A 16,651-nucleotide genomic window follows, 5' to 3' on the forward strand; every position below is an offset into this window, starting at 1 on the left:
TGCGGCACCATACCATCCGCTGCATCCGCTCGGGACGGCAGCCCGTGCTGTCAGTGCGGCAATTGCGCGGTCTGGCTGACGAGCGGCCCGTCGCTTTCCTGCGGCGGGCTCACCGGTTCGTCCGCGACCATCCGGCCGTGCTCCATCGAAATCTTGCGATTGCACACCCGTGCCACCAGCTTCGGATCGTGCGACGCCACCACCAGCAGCGCGGCCTTGCCGACGAGGCTCTCCAGCCGCTCGGCCGCCTTGATGCTGAACTCTGCGTCGCCCACGCTCAGCCACTCGTCCATGATCAGGATATCGGCTTCGACGCTGGTCGAGATCGCGAACGCGAGACGCAGCATCATCCCGCTCGAATAGGTGCGCACCGGCAGATTCAGGTAGTCGCCCAATTCGCTGAAATCGGCGATCTCGTCGATCTTGCCGCGAATACGCGCCGGCTTCAGGCCGTCGAGAATGCCGCGCAGGTAGATGTTCTCGAAACCGGTGGCGTCCGGGTCGAGACCCATCGACACGTCCAGCAGCGATGCGATCTTGCCCTGCACCTTCAGTTCACCGCGCACCGGCGCGTAGACACCCGAGAGCGTGCGCAGCAGTGTCGTCTTGCCGGAGCCGTTGTGGCCGATCAGACCGACGCGCTCGCCTTCGGTGAAGCTGAAGCTGAGGTCGTCGATCGCCCGGACGATCGCATGGCGGCCTGCATCCTGGCCGATCCGGCCACCCGTCGTCAGATTGAGCACCGCCTTTTTCAGCGAGCGGTGAGAGTTCTCGTAAATCGGAAATTCGACGGAGATGTTACGAGCGACAATGGATGAAGAACTCACAATATCAAAGCCAGTAAGGAACGCGATTACGGAAACGCTTCATCAGGAATTGCGCGAACGCAAAGCCGACGATCAGCAAGCCGATCGACCAGGCCCACGATTCCCAATGGGTCGGACGATTGGTGAGCGGCGCACGCACCGTTTCGATCAGGTGATACAGCGGGTTGTATTCGGCGACCCACGCGCGGTCTTTCAGAATCTCCGGCGACCACATGACCGGCGTGAAGAAGAACACGACCTGGATCAGATTGGTGACGATCGGCGGAATGTCGCGAAAGCGCGCGCACAGCACGCCGAGCGTCACACCGAGCCACACGCCGTGCAGCAACAGGATCAGCAGCGCGAACGGCACCAGCACGAACTCCCAGCCGGGCCAGTGGCCGAAGATGAGCAGCAGCACCACGACCACCGGCAGGCTGTGCAGCAGGATCACGAAGTTGCGCCATGCAATCCGGCACACATGGACGGTGAGCGGTAGACGGATCTGCTTGATCAGATACCCGGCGCCTATAAAGGCCATGCAGCCTTCATTGGCGACCGCGGCCAGATAGGCCCACACGACCAGCCCCACCGCGAGATACGGCAGATAGTCGGAGATTTCCTGGTGCAACAACGTGGAGTACAGCGCGCCGAGCACGACGACCATGATGACCGTGCTCAGCGTGAACCAGAACGGCCCGAGCACCGAGCGGCGATAGCGCTGCCGGATGTCGTGCCAGCCGAGCGTGCCCCACACGCGCACCGATCTTATCCCGACCATGAGGTCGTCGTTCTCGGTGTGACGCGTCAGATCTTCCGAGTCGTTAGTAAAGCTGATATCCATCTCAAGTACGTCCGTAAATGTCTTCAAAGCGAACGATGTCGTCTTCGCCCAGGTATTCGCCGCTCTGCACTTCGATCATCACGAGCTCGACCACGCCGGGATTTTCGAGGCGATGTTTGTGACCCGCCGGAATATAGGTCGACTGGTTGGTCGACACGAAGAACTCGTTGTCTCCGTTGACGACCTTGGCCATGCCGCTCACCACCACCCAATGCTCGTTGCGGTGATGATGCATCTGCAAGCTGAGGCTCGCGCCCGGCTTGACTTCGATGCGTTTGATCTTGAAGCGCGTCCCCTCTTCGAGCACCGAGTACGTGCCCCAGGGACGATGCACCGTGCGATGCACCTTGTAGGTTTCATGGCCGCGCGACTTCAGTTCGGCGAAAATCTGCTTCACGTCCTGTGCACGGTTTTTATCTGCGATCAGCAACGCGTCGGGCGTGTCGATCACGATCAGGTTGTCGACGCCCACCGCGCCGATCAGCCGCTCGCCGCCACGCAGATAGCAGTTCTCCACGTCGATCAGCAACGCTTCGCCTTCCACGCGATTACCGCACGCATCCGCCGGCGACAGGTCCGAGAGCGCGGTCCACGAGCCGACGTCGGTCCAGCCGATATCGCAACGCACGACCGCCGCGTGTTCGCACTTCTCCATCACCGCGTAGTCGAACGAGAGCTCCGGCACCGCGCCGAAGCTGCCCGGTTCAAGCCGCACCTGCGCGCCGTCCTTGCCGGCGGCGGAGGGTGACTTCTCCATGCACGCGCTCGCCGCGTCGAGAATGTCCGGACAGTGCTGCCGCATTTCCTTCAGGATCGTGCCCGCAGTGAAGCAGAACATGCCCGAATTCCACACGAACTTGCCCGACGCCAGATATTCGCGTGCCTTGTCGAGCGACGGCTTTTCGACGAAGCGCACGACCTCGCTGCCATTCGCTTCGATGTAGCCGTAACCGGTTTCCGGCGTCTCAGGATGCACGCCGAAGGTCACGACCTTGCCCGCTTGCGCGAGCTTCTGCGCTTCTGCCACGGCCATCGCGAAGGCAGCCTGGTCGGCGATCAGATGATCCGCAGCGAGCACCAGCATGACGGTTTGATCGCCGTGCACGCTGGCCGTATGCAATGCCGCCGTGGCAACCGCCGCGGCCGTATTGCGGCCGAACGGTTCGAGGATGAACGAAGTGGCGTAGCCTTTCGCGTTCACTTCGCGGAAATCGTCTTCTGTCTTGAAGAACAGATCGCGATTGGTTACCGTCAGCACTTCCTTCACGCCGGGCAGCGCCACCGCGCGCAGGAAGGCTTTTTGCAGCAGGCTTTCGCCGTCCGCGAGCCGGATGAACGGCTTCGGATGCAGTTCGCGCGAGACGGGCCATAGTCTCGACCCCGCCCCGCCACACAGGATGATCGGTAACAAACTCACAGCGTCCTCTCAGTACCGTATTTATTACGCGGCTCGTGGCCGCGCCGGTGATGGCTAGTCCGCACGACCCTCGAACCACGCGGGTCGTACGGCCATACGCGCGCCGTGACTGTTCGCGCGCCGTACCCATCGGCGGACCAGCGCGGGTCTCCTTCATCGAACGGTATTCTACCCCCGCCCCCTTTCGCTATTGTCAGACAGCGTGGTGGCGGCGGTGCGGCAGAGCGCGGCGGACCAAGCCCGCCGCCTCGCGCATCGCACCACAAAAACCCATGCCGAAACCGCGCATCAGGAACGAGCGGCGGGCGACTTCGGAAAACCGTCCGTCAGACACAGCTTCAGCGCGTCGCGCCAATGCGGCGCGGCCAGCCCGAACACACGCGCCAGCTTCTCGTTCGACATTCTCGAATTGGCGGGACGTGCGGCGGGCGTCGGATAGTCGGCCGCCGGAATCGGCAGCGTGTTCGGCTTGTTCGGCAGGTCGGCGAGTTCGAAGATCGCCGATGCGAAGCCGTGCCACGAGGTCGCGTCGCCGGCGCACAGGTGATAGACGCCCGAGCGCTCGCTCCACCACTTCGCGCCGTCTTCCGCGGCAAAGGCCTGGGCACTCAGGTGCGCGCTCAACGTGGCGATCGTGTTGCACCACGTGGGCGCGCCGAACTGGTCGGCGACCACCTTCAGCTCGGGCCGCTCGGCGCCCAGGCGCAGCATGGTGAGCAGAAAATTCTTGCCGCGCGTGCCGTACACCCAGCTCGTGCGCAGCACCAGATGATTCACCCCGGTTGCCGCGATCGCCTGCTCGCCCGCGAGCTTGGTGCGCCCGTAGGCGTTTTGCGGATCGGTCGGGTCATCCTCGACGTACGCGCCGTCCTTCTCGCCGTTGAACACGTAGTCGGTCGAATAGTGAATCAGCGCCGCGCCCAGCTTCTTCGCTTCCTCGGCGAGCACGCCCGGCGCTTCACCGTTGATGCGCATGGCGAGGTCGAACTCCTGCTCCGCCTTGTCCACGGCGGTATAAGCCGCGGGATTGACGATCAGCGCGGGCCGCACGTCGCGGACTACGGCGCGAATCTGCTCGGGATTCGAGAGATCCAGCCGCGCGCGGTCCACCGCGACCACGGTGCCGAGCCCTTGCAGCGTGCGCGCAAGCTCGTAGCCTACCTGGCCGTTCACACCGGTGACGAGAATCGTCCGCGTGGCATTGTGTGCGCTCATCCGGCCACCCCCTTATGCGTAGACTTCGGCGTCGGCCAGGCGCTTGCCCGCCGCGTCTTTCGCGGCCAGCAGCGGTTCGAAGTGGAACGGCCATTCGATGCCGATCGCCGGATCGTTCCAGACGATGCTGCGCTCGTACTCGGGGAACCAGTAGTCGGTGGTCTTATAGAGAAATTGCGCCGATTCGGATAGCACGACGAAACCGTGCGCAAAACCCGGCGGCACCCACAGTTGCCGCTGGTTCTCCACCGACAGATGCACGCCCACCCACTTGCCGAAATTCGGTGAGCTCTTGCGGATGTCGACGGCCACGTCGAACACTTCACCTTCGACCACGCGCACCAGCTTGCCCTGCGCATTCTGGATCTGGTAATGCAGGCCGCGCAGCACGCCCTTCGCCGAGCGCGAGTGGTTGTCCTGCACGAACTCGACGCCTGCCTCGACCTTCTCGGCAAACTCGAGCGCATTGAAGCTCTCGAAGAAAAATCCTCGCGCATCGCCGAACACCTTCGGCTCGATGATCTTGACTTCGGGCAGCGCGGTAGCGGTTACTTGGATGGCCATGCCACTTGGTCCGTAAGAATGTTTTGCAGATACTGGCCGTAGGCGTTCTTGGCGAGCGGTTTGGCGAGCGCCAGCAGTTGCTCGTCGTCGATCCAGCTGCGCCGGTACGCGATTTCTTCCGGGCACGCGACCACCAGACCCTGGCGCTTTTGCAGCGTCGCGATGAACGTGGCCGCTTCGATCAGCGAATCGTGCGTGCCCGTGTCGAGCCACGCATAACCTCGGCCCATGATCTCGACATTGAGCGCAGCATTGGCGAGGTAACGCGAGTTGACGTCGGTGATTTCGAGCTCGCCGCGCGGCGACGGCTTGATGTCCGCCGCGATATCGCACACCTGCCTGTCGTAGAAGTACAAACCGGTGACCGCGTAGTTCGAACGCGGTTTGGCCGGCTTCTCCTCGATCGACAACGCGCGGAACTGCTTGTCGAATTCGACCACGCCGTAGCGCTCCGGATCGTGCACGTGATACGCGAACACGGTGGCGCCTTCGTCCTGGTTATTCGCGCGGTCGAGTTGCTTCGCGAGATCGTGGCCGTAGAAGATGTTGTCACCGAGAATCAGCGCCGACGGATCGTTGCCCACGAAGTCGCGGCCGATGATGAAAGCCTGTGCGAGACCGTCCGGCGACGGCTGCACCGCGTACTGGATGTTCATCCCCCACTGGCTGCCATCGCCGAGCATCGCTTCGAAGCGCGGCGTGTCCTGCGGCGTGGAGATGATCAGCACGTCGCGAATGCCCGCCACCATCAGCGTGGACAGCGGGTAGTAGATCATCGGCTTGTCGTAGACCGGCAGCAGTTGCTTGGAGACGACGTGCGTGATCGGATACAGGCGGGTGCCCGATCCGCCCGCGAGAATAATGCCTTTGCGCGCCATTGCCGTGCCTTTACGCGCGCTGCGCGTAGTTGGTCTCAACCCACTTGCGATATTCGCCCGAGGCGACTTCGTCGGACCAGGCCTGATTGTCCAGATACCACTGGACCGTCTTCGCGAGCCCCGTCTCGAACGTCTCCGCCGGCTTCCAGCCGAGTTCGCGTTCGAGCTTGCGAGCGTCGATGGCATAACGGCGGTCGTGGCCCGGACGATCCTTCACATACGTGATCTGATCGCGATACGAAGCGGCCGCCTTCGGACGCAGTTGATCGAGCAGGTCGCACAGCGTGTGCACGACTTCGAGGTTCTTCTTCTCGTTCCAGCCGCCGACGTTGTAGGTCTCGCCCGGCGTGCCGCGCGCGAGCACTTCGCGGATCGCGCTGCAATGGTCGCCGACGTACAGCCAGTCGCGCACGTTCTGACCGTCGCCGTAGACCGGCAGCGGCTTGCCGCCGAGCGCGTTGGCGATCATCAGCGGGATCAGCTTTTCGGGGAACTGGTATGGACCGTAGTTGTTCGAGCAGTTCGTCGTCAGCACCGGCAGGCCATACGTGTGATGGTAGGCGCGCACGAGGTGATCGGAGCCCGCCTTGGTCGCCGAATAAGGACTGTTCGGCGCATACGGCGTGGTTTCGGAAAATTGCGGATCGGTAGCGGACAACGAGCCGAACACTTCGTCGGTCGACACGTGCAGGAAGCGGAATGCCGCCTTATCGGCTTCGCCGAGCGTGTTCCAGTAGCTGCGGGTGGCTTCGAGCAACGTGAAGGTCCCGACCACGTTGGTCTGCACGAAGTCGGCCGGGCCGTGAATCGAGCGATCCACGTGGCTTTCGGCGGCGAAGTGCAAAACGGCACGCGGCTTGTGCCTCGCGAACAGCGCGTCGAGCGCGGCGCGATCACAGATGTCCGCGCGCGCGAAGATGTGTTTGGGATTGCCCTGTTGCGACTTGAGCGTGCCAAGGTTGCCAGCGTAGGTCAGCTTGTCTACGTTGAGCACCGCTTCGTCGGAGGCATCGAGCCAGTCGAGCACGAAATTGGCGCCGATAAAACCGGCGCCGCCCGTTACCAGGATCATGAAATTCCCTTCTAGATGTTAGCAGCAGGTCGGAATGGATTCGCCGGCCTGCTCAGGCCGCGTGTTGATGTTCCGATTCTGCAGGCGCCCATTGTCTCCGGCCTTTACGTACGCAGACGCTCAGACGCCAATTTTATGATGCCCCGATTATAAAGCCGCCCCCGGCAAAAACTAGCAACCCTAACAACTTGAAACAGCTTGACAGGATTGGTTGCTATTGATCTGAATTATGAGATTTCTGAGGTGGACCGCTGGCGAGCAGATGTTGCCGCACCGGAGCGGGGCCGGGCGAGGCGGGAAAGATGGCGCGCCGCATCGTGCTCGACGAGCGGCGCATAACGAACAGAAAGGGACTGCGGTGCACGCGCCCATGCCAGCAATGGCATCCAGGCGCATGCGCGGCGCGATAACAGGCTGCGGTCGGCCAGCGATAAGCTACCGCAAATGGCGATGCGATCGCTAACCGCGGATGCCGCGCGTTATGCGGCAAGCATCCAACGCAGCGTATCGATGAACGGAATCGACTCGACCGCCGGCACCAGCGCGCGCAATTTGGCGGGCGATCCGGCCAGCACCTTCACGTCGGTTTTGCGCACGAATGCGGGATTGATGCGAACTTCGAGCTCATGCCCGGTCAGCTCGCTGGCGGCCGAAAGAATGCTGCGCAACGTGTAGGGCGTGCCGGTGCAGACGTTGACGGTTTCGGATGCGGCAGCGGAATCGAGCAGCGCGTCGTACGCGCTCGCCACGTAACGCACGTCCGAGAAGTCACGGGCGACGTCGATATTGCCCAGTTCGATCGACGGCGCTCGGCGCGCGAAATGCTCGACGATCTTCGGCACGAGGAAGTTCGGCGCCTGGCCGCGGCCGGTGTAGTTGAACGGCCGCACGATCAGGATCGGCAAGCGCTCGAACCACGTGCGCACCATCGTTTCCATGGCCGCCTTGCTGGCCGCATAGTGATTGACCGGCGTGAGCGGACAACTCTCGTCGATCGCTTCGCCGCTGACGTTGCCGTAGACGTTCGCGCTGCTCGCAATCAGCACCTTGCGCGGTATATGACCGACGGCGTCGCACGCCTCCAGCAGATTCAGAGTGCCGATCACATTGACGCGGTAGAAATCGAGCGGATCGCTATGGCCCACGAAGCTGATTGCGGCCAGGTGCACAATGTAGTCTGGCCGCGCGGTCTCGATCACGCGACGGCAGGCCTCAGGCGACGTAATGTCGAGCCTGAGCCGCGTCGGCGTTTCAGGTTGGTCGGGGCTGGCCGTCGTTTCGATCACGGTATGGCCGCGGCCGAGCAGCTTCTCAACCAGATAGCGGCCGGTAAAGCCGCTCGCACCGGTGACGAGCGTGCGGATAAGCGGCTTCGCATGGATAGACGACATGCATTCTCCGTTCACGAGGGTCATCCTGTTGTGTTGCAATATCGCGCGCGGTGCATGCGAAGCCGCCTGCTAGCGGTGGCCGACGCGACCCGGCGCCAATTCGAAGCATCAAACGGGCTATTATGTCACGCTAGCATGTTGCACTGCCGAACGCGGCGCGCCTCGTGCGTCACCGCGAGTATCGAACCGCACCGACTCCTTGATGACACCGTCCACCACTTCCACCGCCTCCTCTTCATTGGTCCCTTTGGCTTTCGGCGATCTGCAGGGCTGCCGCAAGCCGTTCCAGCAATTGCTCGCCAAGGCCGCGCCGCCGGCCGGCACGCCGCTGTGGTTCGCGGGCGATCTGATCAACCGGGGCTCCGAATCGCTCGCCACGCTACGCGACGTGATCGCGCTCGGCGAGCGTGCGGTGCCGGTGCTGGGCAACCACGATCTGCATCTGCTGTCGGTGTCGGCGGGAATTCGCAAGTCGAAGAAAGGCGACACGATCGACGACATCCTCGCCGCGCCCGACGCCGCCGACCTGCTCGAATGGGTGCGCCACCGCCCGCTCGCCTATTTCGAGAACGGCATGCTGATGGTGCATGCGGGCGTCCTGCCGCAATGGGACGTGAACCTGACGCTCGAACTCGCCGACGAGTTGCAACGCGCGTTGCGCGCGCCGAACTGGAAGGAAACGCTCGCCGGTTTGTACGGCAATGAGCCCAATCGCTGGAAGCCGGGCCTCAAGGGCATCGACCGCTTGCGCGTGACGTGCAGCGCGTTGACGCGCATCCGCTTCTGCAATGCCGAGGGCGCGATGGATTTCAGCAGCAGCGGCACCTTGAACTCCGCGCCGTCGGGCTGCGTGCCATGGTTCGACGTGCCGTCGCGCAAGACCGCGGACGTCACCGTGGTGTTCGGCCATTGGGCCGCGCTCGGTTTGCTGATGCGTGAGAACCTGATCGGACTCGATTCGGGTTGCGTGTGGGGCGAGAAACTGTCCGCGGTGCGGCTTGCGCAAGATCCCGCGGAACGCACGCTGACGCAGATCGACTGCGAGTCCTGCCGCGAGCCGCGCGGCGGCAACTAGACCGGTGCGAGCCGGTGGGTGGAGAATGCGCCGGCGCGGCAGACAGAACGTTGAAGCCGACGCCGGTGCAAGCCGCGAGGCCCGGCGTCAAACCCAGCGCTCAAGCCGGCACCCACCCCGACATCAAGCCGAATGGCCCGACCGGTCGGCGGGCGCGATCAACGTTTCCGTCGCGGCGGACGCCATGGTCTCTTCCGCCACTACTCCCGCTTTCGCGGTGCCTCGCTGCATCCGCCGCAATGTTTCGCCGATGACCGCTTCCGCTTGCGCGGCCAGCGCCCGCCGGTCCGCGCCCGGTGCGAGCGGCTCGCCCACGTACACGTGCGCGGTCAGCGGCCCGCCGCGCAACAGCAGGTTCAGCGAATCGGCAAGCGACAGGTCGTCGATATACGCGGGCGCGGTGGACTGCCGGCCCTGCGCGTCTTCATACATGATGCACAGCGGCTGCACGGGCGCTGCCGCCGACACCGCCGCCTGGAACATATTCGCGTGAAACGGCAGCAGCGCGAGCCCGTCGGACGTGGTGCCTTCGGGAAACACGCACATGAGCTCGCCCGCGCTCAGACGGTCCGACAGTTCGTGCATGATCCGCTTCGCGTCGCTGCGCTTCTCGCGCTGGATGAACACCGTATCCAGTTGCTGCGCGAGCCAGCCGACCACCGGCCATTGCCGGATCTCCGCCTTCGACACGAACGGCGTGGGCCGCCACGCATTGATTACGTAGATGTCGATCCACGAGATGTGATTGGCGACCACCAGCGCGCCGCGGTCGAGCCGCGCATTGTCGTTATGCACGACGAGCCGCATGCCGCACAGGCGCAGCATCTTCAGCGACCACGCGCGATTGAGCGCGTGACGCCGTTCAGCACCGGCGCTGGGAAAGCGCGTCGCCACGGTCCACATGCCGTGCAGCAGATGCGCGATCAGACGGGCTTTGCGTAACGCGAGCTTCATGGTCGGAGCGTTCCGTGACTGGACAATGGCCGTGCGTGTTATGAGCGATGGGATGTCGCAGCGATCAATGCTGCTCGAACGCGAGATGACCGGATACGATCGTCGCCCGCACGCGCGCCGGCAGTTCGTAACCGAGGAACGGCGTGTTGTGCCCTTGGCTCTTCAATGCGCGCGGCTCGACGCGCCAATGCGCGTGCCGGTCGAACACGCAGAGGTCGGCCACCGCGCCCACCGCGATGCGGCCGGCCGCGTTCAGGTCGAGCACGTCGGCCGGCGCCGCCGTGATGCGGTTCAGCGCCTTGGCGAGCGGCACGCCCGCTTCGTCGGCCCATTTCACCGTCAGCGACAGGAACAGTTCCAGCCCGGTTGCGCCCGGCGTGGCTTCGGCGAACGGCAGCAGCTTTTCGTCGTCGTCGACCGGGGTGTGGTCGGAGCAGATCGCGTCGATCGTGCCGTCGACGAGACCCGCGCGGATCGCTTCGCGATCGCGCTGCTGACGCAGCGGCGGGTCGAGGCGGAACTGCGCGTCGAAGTAACCGATGTCGAGGTCGATCAGATGCACGTGATTCACGGTGACGTCGCACGATACCGGCAAGCCCTCGGCCTTCGCCGCGCGCATGAGCGCAATACCGGCCGCCGACGACACATGCGACAGATGCACGCGCGCGCCCGTCACGCGCACCAGTTCGAAGATGGTGTGCAACGCGATCGTTTCCGCCGATGCCGGCACGCCCGAGAGCCCGAGCCGCGACGCCAGCGCGCCGCTTGCGGCGACACCGCCCTTGCCGAGGTAGGCGTCCACCGGACGCAGCCACACGGTGTAGCCGTAAGTCTTCGCGTATTGCAGCGCGCGCATCAGCACCTGGGTGTCGACCACCGGCACGTCGGCCTGCGAGAAGCCGATGCAGCCCGCCTCGGTCAGCTCGACCATCTCCGTGATGACCTGCCCCTTCAAGCCGACCGTCAACGCGCCGAGCGGATACACGTGCGCCTGGTTCAGGTTGCGCGCGCGGAACTTGAGCATCTCGACGAGGCCCGGTTCATCGAGCGTCGGGTCGGTGTCCGGCGGACAGACGAGGCTAGTGACGCCGCCCGCGAGCGCCGCGGCCATTTCGGATTCGAGCGTCGCCTTGTGTTCGTAGCCAGGCTCGCGCAAACGCGCGGACAGGTCGACGAGACCCGGCGCGATGTAGAGGCCCTTCGCGTCGATCGTCTTCGCCGCGTGGAAGTCGGCCGGCGCCTCGCCGATGGCGACGATCGTGCCTGCCGCGATAAAAATGTCCTGCTGCTGTTCGGTGCCCGCTGCCGGGTCGATCAGCGTGCCGCCTTGAATATGAATCTTCATGCGCTGCCTTATGTTCAGCTTGGTGTTCTGCTAAACCACGCGTGAGTTACCGCGTGGATCGTACCGTGTGAGGGTGCCGGGATAACGGTGTGACTCGATGCCGCCACGCCTGTTGCGGCGCAGCGCCCGAATCTGGCGCACTCAATCGTGGTTGCCCGCGACGATGCCCATCACCGCCATGCGCACCGCGATACCGAAAGTCACCTGATTCAGAATCACCGATTGCGGACCGTCGGCCACCTGCGAATCGATTTCGACGCCGCGGTTCATCGGACCGGGGTGCATCACGATCGCGTCGGGCGCGGCGAGCGCGAGACGCTCCGGCGTCAGGCCCCAGCTCTTGAAGTACTCCTGTGCCGACGGCAGCAACGCGCCGCTCATGCGCTCGTTCTGCAAACGCAGCATGATGATCACGTCGACGTCTTTGAGACCTTCGTCGAGATTGTGGAACACCCGCACGCCCATCTGTTCGAGGCCGCCCGGCAGCAGTGTGCGCGGACCGATCGCGCGCACTTCCGGCACGCCGAGCGTGGTCAGTGCATGGATATCGGAGCGCGCGACCCGCGAATGCAGAATGTCGCCGACGATCGCCACACGCAGCTTCGTGAAGTCCTTCTTGTAGTGGCGGATCGTGTACATGTCGAGCAGACCCTGGGTCGGGTGTGCGTGACGGCCATCGCCGGCGTTGATTACGTGCACGTGCGGCGCGCAGTGCTGCGCGATCAGGTAAGGCGCGCCGCTCGATGCATGGCGTACGACGAACATGTCGGCATGCATCGCCGACAGGTTGTTGATCGTGTCGAGCAGCGACTCGCCCTTGCTCGTCGACGACGCATTGATGTTCAGATTCAGCACGTCCGCCGACAGACGTGTCGCGGCAATTTCGAAGGTGGTACGGGTGCGGGTCGAGTTCTCGAAGAACAGGTTGAACACCGACTTGCCGCGCAACAGCGGCACCTTCTTGACTTCACGATCGGTCACGCTGACGAACTGGTCGGCGGTGTCGAGAATCTGGTTGACGATGGCCTTGGGCAAACCTTCGATCGACAACAGATGTTTGAGCTCGCCGTTTTTCGTGAGCTGCGGGTTGCCCTTCAGGAAGCCATAGCGGAAGCGCTCGCTGGCGCTGTCGGCGGAATCCTGCGGGGGCTGGGTGGCGGTGTTCATGGTGTACCTGCTTCAAATACGGGCTTCAACGTGATCGATGTCGATGCTGACTGCGTGTGACGATATTGCGCCAGCCTTCGAGCGCCATGCGGCTGCGGCCGGCTTCGAATTCTTTTGCGTGGTTTGCCCGATGCGTGACGCTGCGCCGCCGGATGCGGTGCCGCGCACTGTGTCGCGCTGGGTTCAATCGACGCGTGCTTCAGTGTGAAAAGTGAAATGCGGTGCGCCCGCTTCGCCGTTCTCTTCGCGGGCCAGCACGAGCGTGGCGTCGGCGGGCACGTTCACCACGCCGCCGACAAAGCGCGCCGCCACCGGCAACTCGCGTCCGCCGCGATCGGCGAGCACCGCCAGTTCGACCGACGCCGGACGGCCATAGTCGTACAGCTCGTTGAGCGCCGCGCGAATCGTGCGGCCGGTGTACAGCACGTCGTCGACCAGCACGATGCGCGCGCCGTCGACCGAGAACGGCAGCGAGGTTGGGCTCGCCTGCGAATGCAGGCCTTTTTTCGCGTAGTCGTCGCGATGCAGCGCAACGTTCACCACGCCGAAGCTCGGCAGGTTCAGGTCGCGCGCGAGCCGCTCGGCAAGCCACGCGCCGCCGCTGTAAATCCCGGCCAGCACGAAGCCGGGCTGATCGCCATGGACCGCGCGAATCTGGTCGAGCAACGCGCGATAAAGCGCTTCGGCGTCAATGGAACTCATGATCGTCGGAAAGTCCGTCTAGATATTGCTGGAGGATGATGCTCGCGGCTTCGGCGTCGAGCATATCGGCGCGGCCTTTGCCCGCGCGGATTCCCGCTTTCGCCTCGACCGACGAATAGCGCTCGTCGATCCACGTCACCGGCAGATTGAAGCGGCCGTTCAGCTGATTGCCGAAGCGCTTCGCGAGTTGGGTCATTTCGTGGGGCGTGCCGTCCGGGTGCATCGGCAAGCCGACCACCAGCGCGTCCGGCCGCCACTCGGCGATCAGCTTGCCGACCTCTTCGAAGCGGTATTCACGGCTGCGGTTCTGCACGATGACGAGCGCGCGCGCGCTGCGTGTCAGCGAGTTGCCGACCGCCACGCCGATGCGTTTTTCACCGTAGTCGAACGCAAGCAGCGTCGCCTCACGTCCGGCCGGCAGGCTCATGCGTGGCCCGCCTCGCCCGACAGCATCGACAGCGAAATGCCGAGCAGCGCGAGCGCGGCTTCGAGACGCTCTTCGGCGGGCACGTCGAAGACGATTTTCGGGTCTGCTTCGACCGTCAGCCAACCGTTCTTCGAGATCTCTTCTTCGAGCTGACCCGCGCCCCAGCCGGCGTGGCCGAGCGTGAGCAGGAAACGTTCCGGCCCGGTCCCGCTAGCAACGGCTTCGAGGACGTCTTTCGAGGTGGTCATTTCCAGACCGCCCGGCACCGACATCGACGACGTGTACGCGTTGCCGTCTTTCGGTTCGTGCAGCACGAAGCCGCGCTCGGTTTGCACCGGGCCGCCGAAATACACGGGCACGTGAAGAAGGGGTTCGATTTCGAGCTTGAGGTCGATGCGATTGAACAGCGCTTCGAGGTCGATGTCGGTCGGCCGGTTGATCACAAGGCCGAGCGCGCCGCGCTCACTGTGATCGCAAAGGTAGACCACCGTTCCTGAAAACGTCGGATCAGCCATGTTGGGCATGGCGATCAGGAACTGGTTGGTCAGATTGATGCGATCGGTACTCTTGGACATAGTTCGGATTTTAGCAAAGACGATGCAGGATGGCGGGCTTTGAGCGTGGAACCGCGATACGTGTCATGAAACATGCCGCGAGCCATCGACGACGAATCAAGTTGCACTCTATCACGCACGCGGGCCTGGCCCACGGTGTGGGTGAGACATGTGGGCGTATGGGGCGGGGCGGGGTTTTGGCCTCGCGGTGTGGCGAGGTCGCGGGGAGGTGAGGCTGGGACAGGGAAACTCCCGAAACCACAGCTCACCCGCCGCCCTGCTCGATCGCGCGCGTCAGCGTGGCGAGCGTCGTCTGCGTGAGCCCGCCGCCCGGCGGCGCGACGCCCGCGGCGACCTTGTGCAGCGTCGCGCGCAGCGCTTCGGCCGCCTGTTCGAGCGTGCCGGCCGGCGGCGCACCGACGATCACATGCGCGCGGACCGCGGGCGTCGACACGCCCGCGTGCGCACGCCGGCGCCACGCGAGCCCCAGCGCATCGGCGAGCAGCGCCACGTGGCCGAGACCCAGCGCGCACGCGGCGGAACCGAGCCGGTAGGCGGCATCGCCCGCCTGCAGCGCTTCGCCGGGATCGGCTTTCTCCGGCTGATCGGCCGCGCGGGCATGCTCGGTCAATGCGGCGATCGACGCGTCCGCCGTCTGCAGGAAATCTTCGTAGGCGTTTGCGTTGACCGTCAGCACGCCCAGATCGCGGGTCAGCGAGACGCGGGCCGCGCTGATCGACTGTGCCTCGATCGCGCCGGCCTCCCAGAGCATTTCGGATGACTGGGTGCCCGCCACGTGCCAGGCGACGGTCAGGCCGTAGTCGTGCAAAACCTCGACCTGATCGGCATCTTCCGCCGCGGCACCGAACAGCGCGTAGTCGCGCCACAGCAGCGCCAGGGTCGCGCGCACCAGCGAGTGCGGCGCGCGCTCGACGCCGCGCGCGTGATCGGCCAGCGCCAGATTGCAGCGCGCGTAGAAACGCCGCGCCCCGGTTTCTCCGGTCGCGTGGCCGCCGACCCGCAAGGCCTTCGCGCAGGCCTTGGCGAGACGCCAGAAATCGTAGGGGTCCGGGCCGGCGAGCTCGGTGAAGACCGCATCGAGTTCGTCGAGAGCCGCGTTGGTGACGGCCAGCGCCGCCGCGCTGCCCGTGTCGGCCTGCGAGCGCAGCACCGGCAGCAGCGCGCGCTCGTAGCGCGCGCGCAGGTGAGACAGCTGGTCGGCAGACTGCGCGTGCAGCGACGCCGGCGGCACCGGACGCGCGCTCAGCGCGAGATCTTCGAAAGCGACGGTGGAACCGGGCGTGTGCTCGGACAGATGCGCACAAAGCGCGCGGTAATGATCAAACAGCTTTGGCGAGCAGGACAGCTCGCGTAGATTGTGGCGCTCGAGCGCGGCGCGAAAGTCGCGCAAGGCCGCGCCGAACACAGGCCGTGCGCTGTTGGCGTCGGACGGATCGCCCGCCGTGAGCGGCGAAAGCCGCACTAGCGCATCCGCGAAACGCTGTGCGCTGAGCCAGCCGGCTCCGCGCAGCGCGTGCGACGCACGCAGCAGCGCTGACGCGCTCTCCTGATTCTGTTCGAATGCCAACGACGCTTCAGCCAGCGCGAGCTCCGCGGGCCGAACGGCACCGCCGCGCGGATTGGGCAAAGCGTCGAAGGAAATGGGTGCAGCGGATCGAAGAGTCATGGGCAGGCGATACGAAGCTGACGGGCCGTCGCTTCACGCTGCACGCAGACTGATCGGCTAACGCGCGAACCGGCGACAGGACAATGACAGACTACCGTTGCGACACGGCACAGTCGACGATGTTCCGCGCCGACGCAGTGGGGCAGGATTTCGGGCGCCGGCGGCGCAGCCGGCATGTGGGCGGCCGCCGCTCGCGTGCAATGCTCCGGGCTCCAGCCGGCTAAACCGGCTACCCGACCGATTTCAGATCTGGACCATCTCGAAGTCTTCTTTGCGCGCGCCGCATTCCGGGCAGGTCCAGTTGATCGGCACGTCCTCCCAGCGCGTGCCCGGCGCAATGCCTTCGTCCGGCAAACCGGCTTCTTCGTCGTAAATCCAGCCGCAAATCAGGCACATCCAGCTTTGATATTCCATTCTTGTGTCGCGTCGTAGAGTCCGTGGAAACGGGAGCCATGATGGTACCGTGTTGCCGCCCCAATGCCTAGCAATCAGAAACGCGCAGTCACCACATGCGGAGGGACCGCTCCTGTATTGCGCCTGCCCGCTGCAACGG

17 protein-coding genes are annotated in these 16,651 nt (G+C 64.5%); 1 reads left to right on the plus strand and 16 read right to left on the minus strand.

Features of this window, described 5'->3' with window-relative positions; translation table 11 throughout:
- Positions 1 to 50: 50 nt before the first annotated feature.
- The 8 genes from HV770_RS06935 to HV770_RS06970 all read right to left on the minus strand — a co-directional run bounded on the left by HV770_RS06935 (position 51) and on the right by HV770_RS06970 (position 8,187).
- Complete coding sequence (locus HV770_RS06935) at positions 51 to 827, minus strand: ABC transporter ATP-binding protein (RefSeq protein ID WP_175158698.1); 777 nt, start codon at positions 825 to 827, stop codon at positions 51 to 53.
- Positions 828 to 831: 4 nt separating this feature from the next.
- A complete protein-coding gene (locus HV770_RS06940; RefSeq protein ID WP_175158699.1) occupies positions 832 to 1,650 on the minus strand; it encodes an ABC transporter permease in 819 nt (272 codons plus the stop codon).
- A gap of 1 nt (position 1,651) precedes the next feature.
- Complete coding sequence (locus tag HV770_RS06945; protein WP_175158700.1) at positions 1,652 to 3,067, minus strand: mannose-1-phosphate guanylyltransferase/mannose-6-phosphate isomerase; 1,416 nt, start codon at positions 3,065 to 3,067, stop codon at positions 1,652 to 1,654.
- A 288-nt stretch (positions 3,068 to 3,355) separates the two neighbouring features.
- A complete protein-coding gene (gene rfbD / locus HV770_RS06950; protein ID WP_175158701.1) occupies positions 3,356 to 4,282 on the minus strand; it encodes a dTDP-4-dehydrorhamnose reductase in 927 nt (308 codons plus the stop codon).
- A 12-nt stretch (positions 4,283 to 4,294) separates the two neighbouring features.
- Positions 4,295 to 4,846: a dTDP-4-dehydrorhamnose 3,5-epimerase gene (rfbC, locus tag HV770_RS06955; RefSeq protein WP_175158702.1), complete on the minus strand. Its 552-nt coding sequence runs from the start codon at positions 4,844 to 4,846 to the stop codon at positions 4,295 to 4,297.
- Positions 4,831 to 5,724: a glucose-1-phosphate thymidylyltransferase RfbA gene (rfbA, locus tag HV770_RS06960; protein ID WP_175158703.1), complete on the minus strand. Its 894-nt coding sequence runs from the start codon at positions 5,722 to 5,724 to the stop codon at positions 4,831 to 4,833. The genes rfbC and rfbA overlap by 16 nt, the downstream gene beginning before the upstream one ends.
- 10 nt (positions 5,725 to 5,734) lie before the next feature.
- Positions 5,735 to 6,796 (minus strand): dTDP-glucose 4,6-dehydratase, encoded by a 1,062-nt coding sequence (gene rfbB, locus HV770_RS06965; RefSeq protein WP_175158704.1) that lies wholly within the window; start codon positions 6,794 to 6,796, stop codon positions 5,735 to 5,737.
- Positions 6,797 to 7,275: 479 nt separating this feature from the next.
- On the minus strand, positions 7,276 to 8,187 hold the full coding sequence (locus HV770_RS06970; protein WP_175158705.1) for a GDP-mannose 4,6-dehydratase: 912 nt from the start codon (positions 8,185 to 8,187) through the stop codon (positions 7,276 to 7,278).
- A 202-nt stretch (positions 8,188 to 8,389) separates the two neighbouring features.
- Between HV770_RS06970 and HV770_RS06975 the strand changes: the two genes are divergently transcribed.
- Positions 8,390 to 9,262 carry a symmetrical bis(5'-nucleosyl)-tetraphosphatase gene (locus HV770_RS06975; protein ID WP_175158706.1) on the plus strand — a complete coding sequence of 291 codons (873 nt, stop codon included), beginning with the start codon at positions 8,390 to 8,392 and terminating at the stop codon, positions 9,260 to 9,262.
- A 123-nt stretch (positions 9,263 to 9,385) separates the two neighbouring features.
- On the opposite strand, the gene HV770_RS06980 is transcribed toward HV770_RS06975, so the two are convergent.
- From HV770_RS06980 to HV770_RS07015, 8 genes are all read right to left on the minus strand, one after another.
- Positions 9,386 to 10,216 (minus strand): lysophospholipid acyltransferase family protein, encoded by an 831-nt coding sequence (locus tag HV770_RS06980; RefSeq protein ID WP_175158707.1) that lies wholly within the window; start codon positions 10,214 to 10,216, stop codon positions 9,386 to 9,388.
- A gap of 64 nt (positions 10,217 to 10,280) precedes the next feature.
- Complete coding sequence (locus tag HV770_RS06985; protein WP_175158708.1) at positions 10,281 to 11,561, minus strand: dihydroorotase; 1,281 nt, start codon at positions 11,559 to 11,561, stop codon at positions 10,281 to 10,283.
- Positions 11,562 to 11,702: 141 nt separating this feature from the next.
- Positions 11,703 to 12,728: an aspartate carbamoyltransferase catalytic subunit gene (locus tag HV770_RS06990; protein WP_175158709.1), complete on the minus strand. Its 1,026-nt coding sequence runs from the start codon at positions 12,726 to 12,728 to the stop codon at positions 11,703 to 11,705.
- 183 nt (positions 12,729 to 12,911) lie between these two features.
- Positions 12,912 to 13,430, minus strand: a complete 519-nt coding sequence (pyrR, locus tag HV770_RS06995; protein WP_175158710.1) for a bifunctional pyr operon transcriptional regulator/uracil phosphoribosyltransferase PyrR — start codon at positions 13,428 to 13,430, stop codon at positions 12,912 to 12,914.
- Positions 13,417 to 13,857: a Holliday junction resolvase RuvX gene (gene ruvX / locus HV770_RS07000; protein WP_175158711.1), complete on the minus strand. Its 441-nt coding sequence runs from the start codon at positions 13,855 to 13,857 to the stop codon at positions 13,417 to 13,419. Before ruvX ends, pyrR begins: the two co-directional genes overlap by 14 nt.
- Positions 13,854 to 14,432: a YqgE/AlgH family protein gene (locus HV770_RS07005; RefSeq protein WP_121316672.1), complete on the minus strand. Its 579-nt coding sequence runs from the start codon at positions 14,430 to 14,432 to the stop codon at positions 13,854 to 13,856. Before HV770_RS07005 ends, ruvX begins: the two co-directional genes overlap by 4 nt.
- A gap of 244 nt (positions 14,433 to 14,676) precedes the next feature.
- Positions 14,677 to 16,098 carry a FimL-related protein gene (locus tag HV770_RS07010; RefSeq protein WP_175158712.1) on the minus strand — a complete coding sequence of 474 codons (1,422 nt, stop codon included), beginning with the start codon at positions 16,096 to 16,098 and terminating at the stop codon, positions 14,677 to 14,679.
- Positions 16,099 to 16,341: 243 nt separating this feature from the next.
- On the minus strand, positions 16,342 to 16,512 hold the full coding sequence (locus HV770_RS07015) for a rubredoxin (RefSeq protein ID WP_006047743.1): 171 nt from the start codon (positions 16,510 to 16,512) through the stop codon (positions 16,342 to 16,344).
- Between the last annotated feature and the right edge of the window lie 139 nt (positions 16,513 to 16,651).

The organism is Paraburkholderia fynbosensis (assembly GCF_902859935.1).
Taxonomy (GTDB): domain Bacteria; phylum Pseudomonadota; class Gammaproteobacteria; order Burkholderiales; family Burkholderiaceae; genus Paraburkholderia; species Paraburkholderia fynbosensis.

Coding starts and splice junctions, on each gene's coding strand:
- HV770_RS06940 (WP_175158699.1), bottom strand. CDS start 1,650: ATGGATATCAGCTTTACTAACGACTCGGAAGATCTGACGCGTCACACC.
- rfbD (WP_175158701.1), bottom strand. CDS start 4,282: ATGAGCGCACACAATGCCACGCGGACGATTCTCGTCACCGGTGTGAAC.
- rfbC (WP_175158702.1), bottom strand. CDS start 4,846: ATGGCCATCCAAGTAACCGCTACCGCGCTGCCCGAAGTCAAGATCATC.
- rfbA (WP_175158703.1), bottom strand. CDS start 5,724: ATGGCGCGCAAAGGCATTATTCTCGCGGGCGGATCGGGCACCCGCCTG.
- rfbB (WP_175158704.1), bottom strand. CDS start 6,796: ATGATCCTGGTAACGGGCGGCGCCGGTTTTATCGGCGCCAATTTCGTG.
- HV770_RS06970 (WP_175158705.1), bottom strand. CDS start 8,187: ATGTCGTCTATCCATGCGAAGCCGCTTATCCGCACGCTCGTCACCGGT.
- HV770_RS06975 (WP_175158706.1), top strand. CDS start 8,390: ATGACACCGTCCACCACTTCCACCGCCTCCTCTTCATTGGTCCCTTTG.
- HV770_RS06980 (WP_175158707.1), bottom strand. CDS start 10,216: ATGAAGCTCGCGTTACGCAAAGCCCGTCTGATCGCGCATCTGCTGCAC.
- HV770_RS06985 (WP_175158708.1), bottom strand. CDS start 11,561: ATGAAGATTCATATTCAAGGCGGCACGCTGATCGACCCGGCAGCGGGC.
- HV770_RS06990 (WP_175158709.1), bottom strand. CDS start 12,728: ATGAACACCGCCACCCAGCCCCCGCAGGATTCCGCCGACAGCGCCAGC.
- pyrR (WP_175158710.1), bottom strand. CDS start 13,430: ATGAGTTCCATTGACGCCGAAGCGCTTTATCGCGCGTTGCTCGACCAG.
- ruvX (WP_175158711.1), bottom strand. CDS start 13,857: ATGAGCCTGCCGGCCGGACGTGAGGCGACGCTGCTTGCGTTCGACTAC.
- HV770_RS07005 (WP_121316672.1), bottom strand. CDS start 14,432: ATGTCCAAGAGTACCGATCGCATCAATCTGACCAACCAGTTCCTGATC.
- HV770_RS07010 (WP_175158712.1), bottom strand. CDS start 16,098: ATGACTCTTCGATCCGCTGCACCCATTTCCTTCGACGCTTTGCCCAAT.
- HV770_RS07015 (WP_006047743.1), bottom strand. CDS start 16,512: ATGGAATATCAAAGCTGGATGTGCCTGATTTGCGGCTGGATTTACGAC.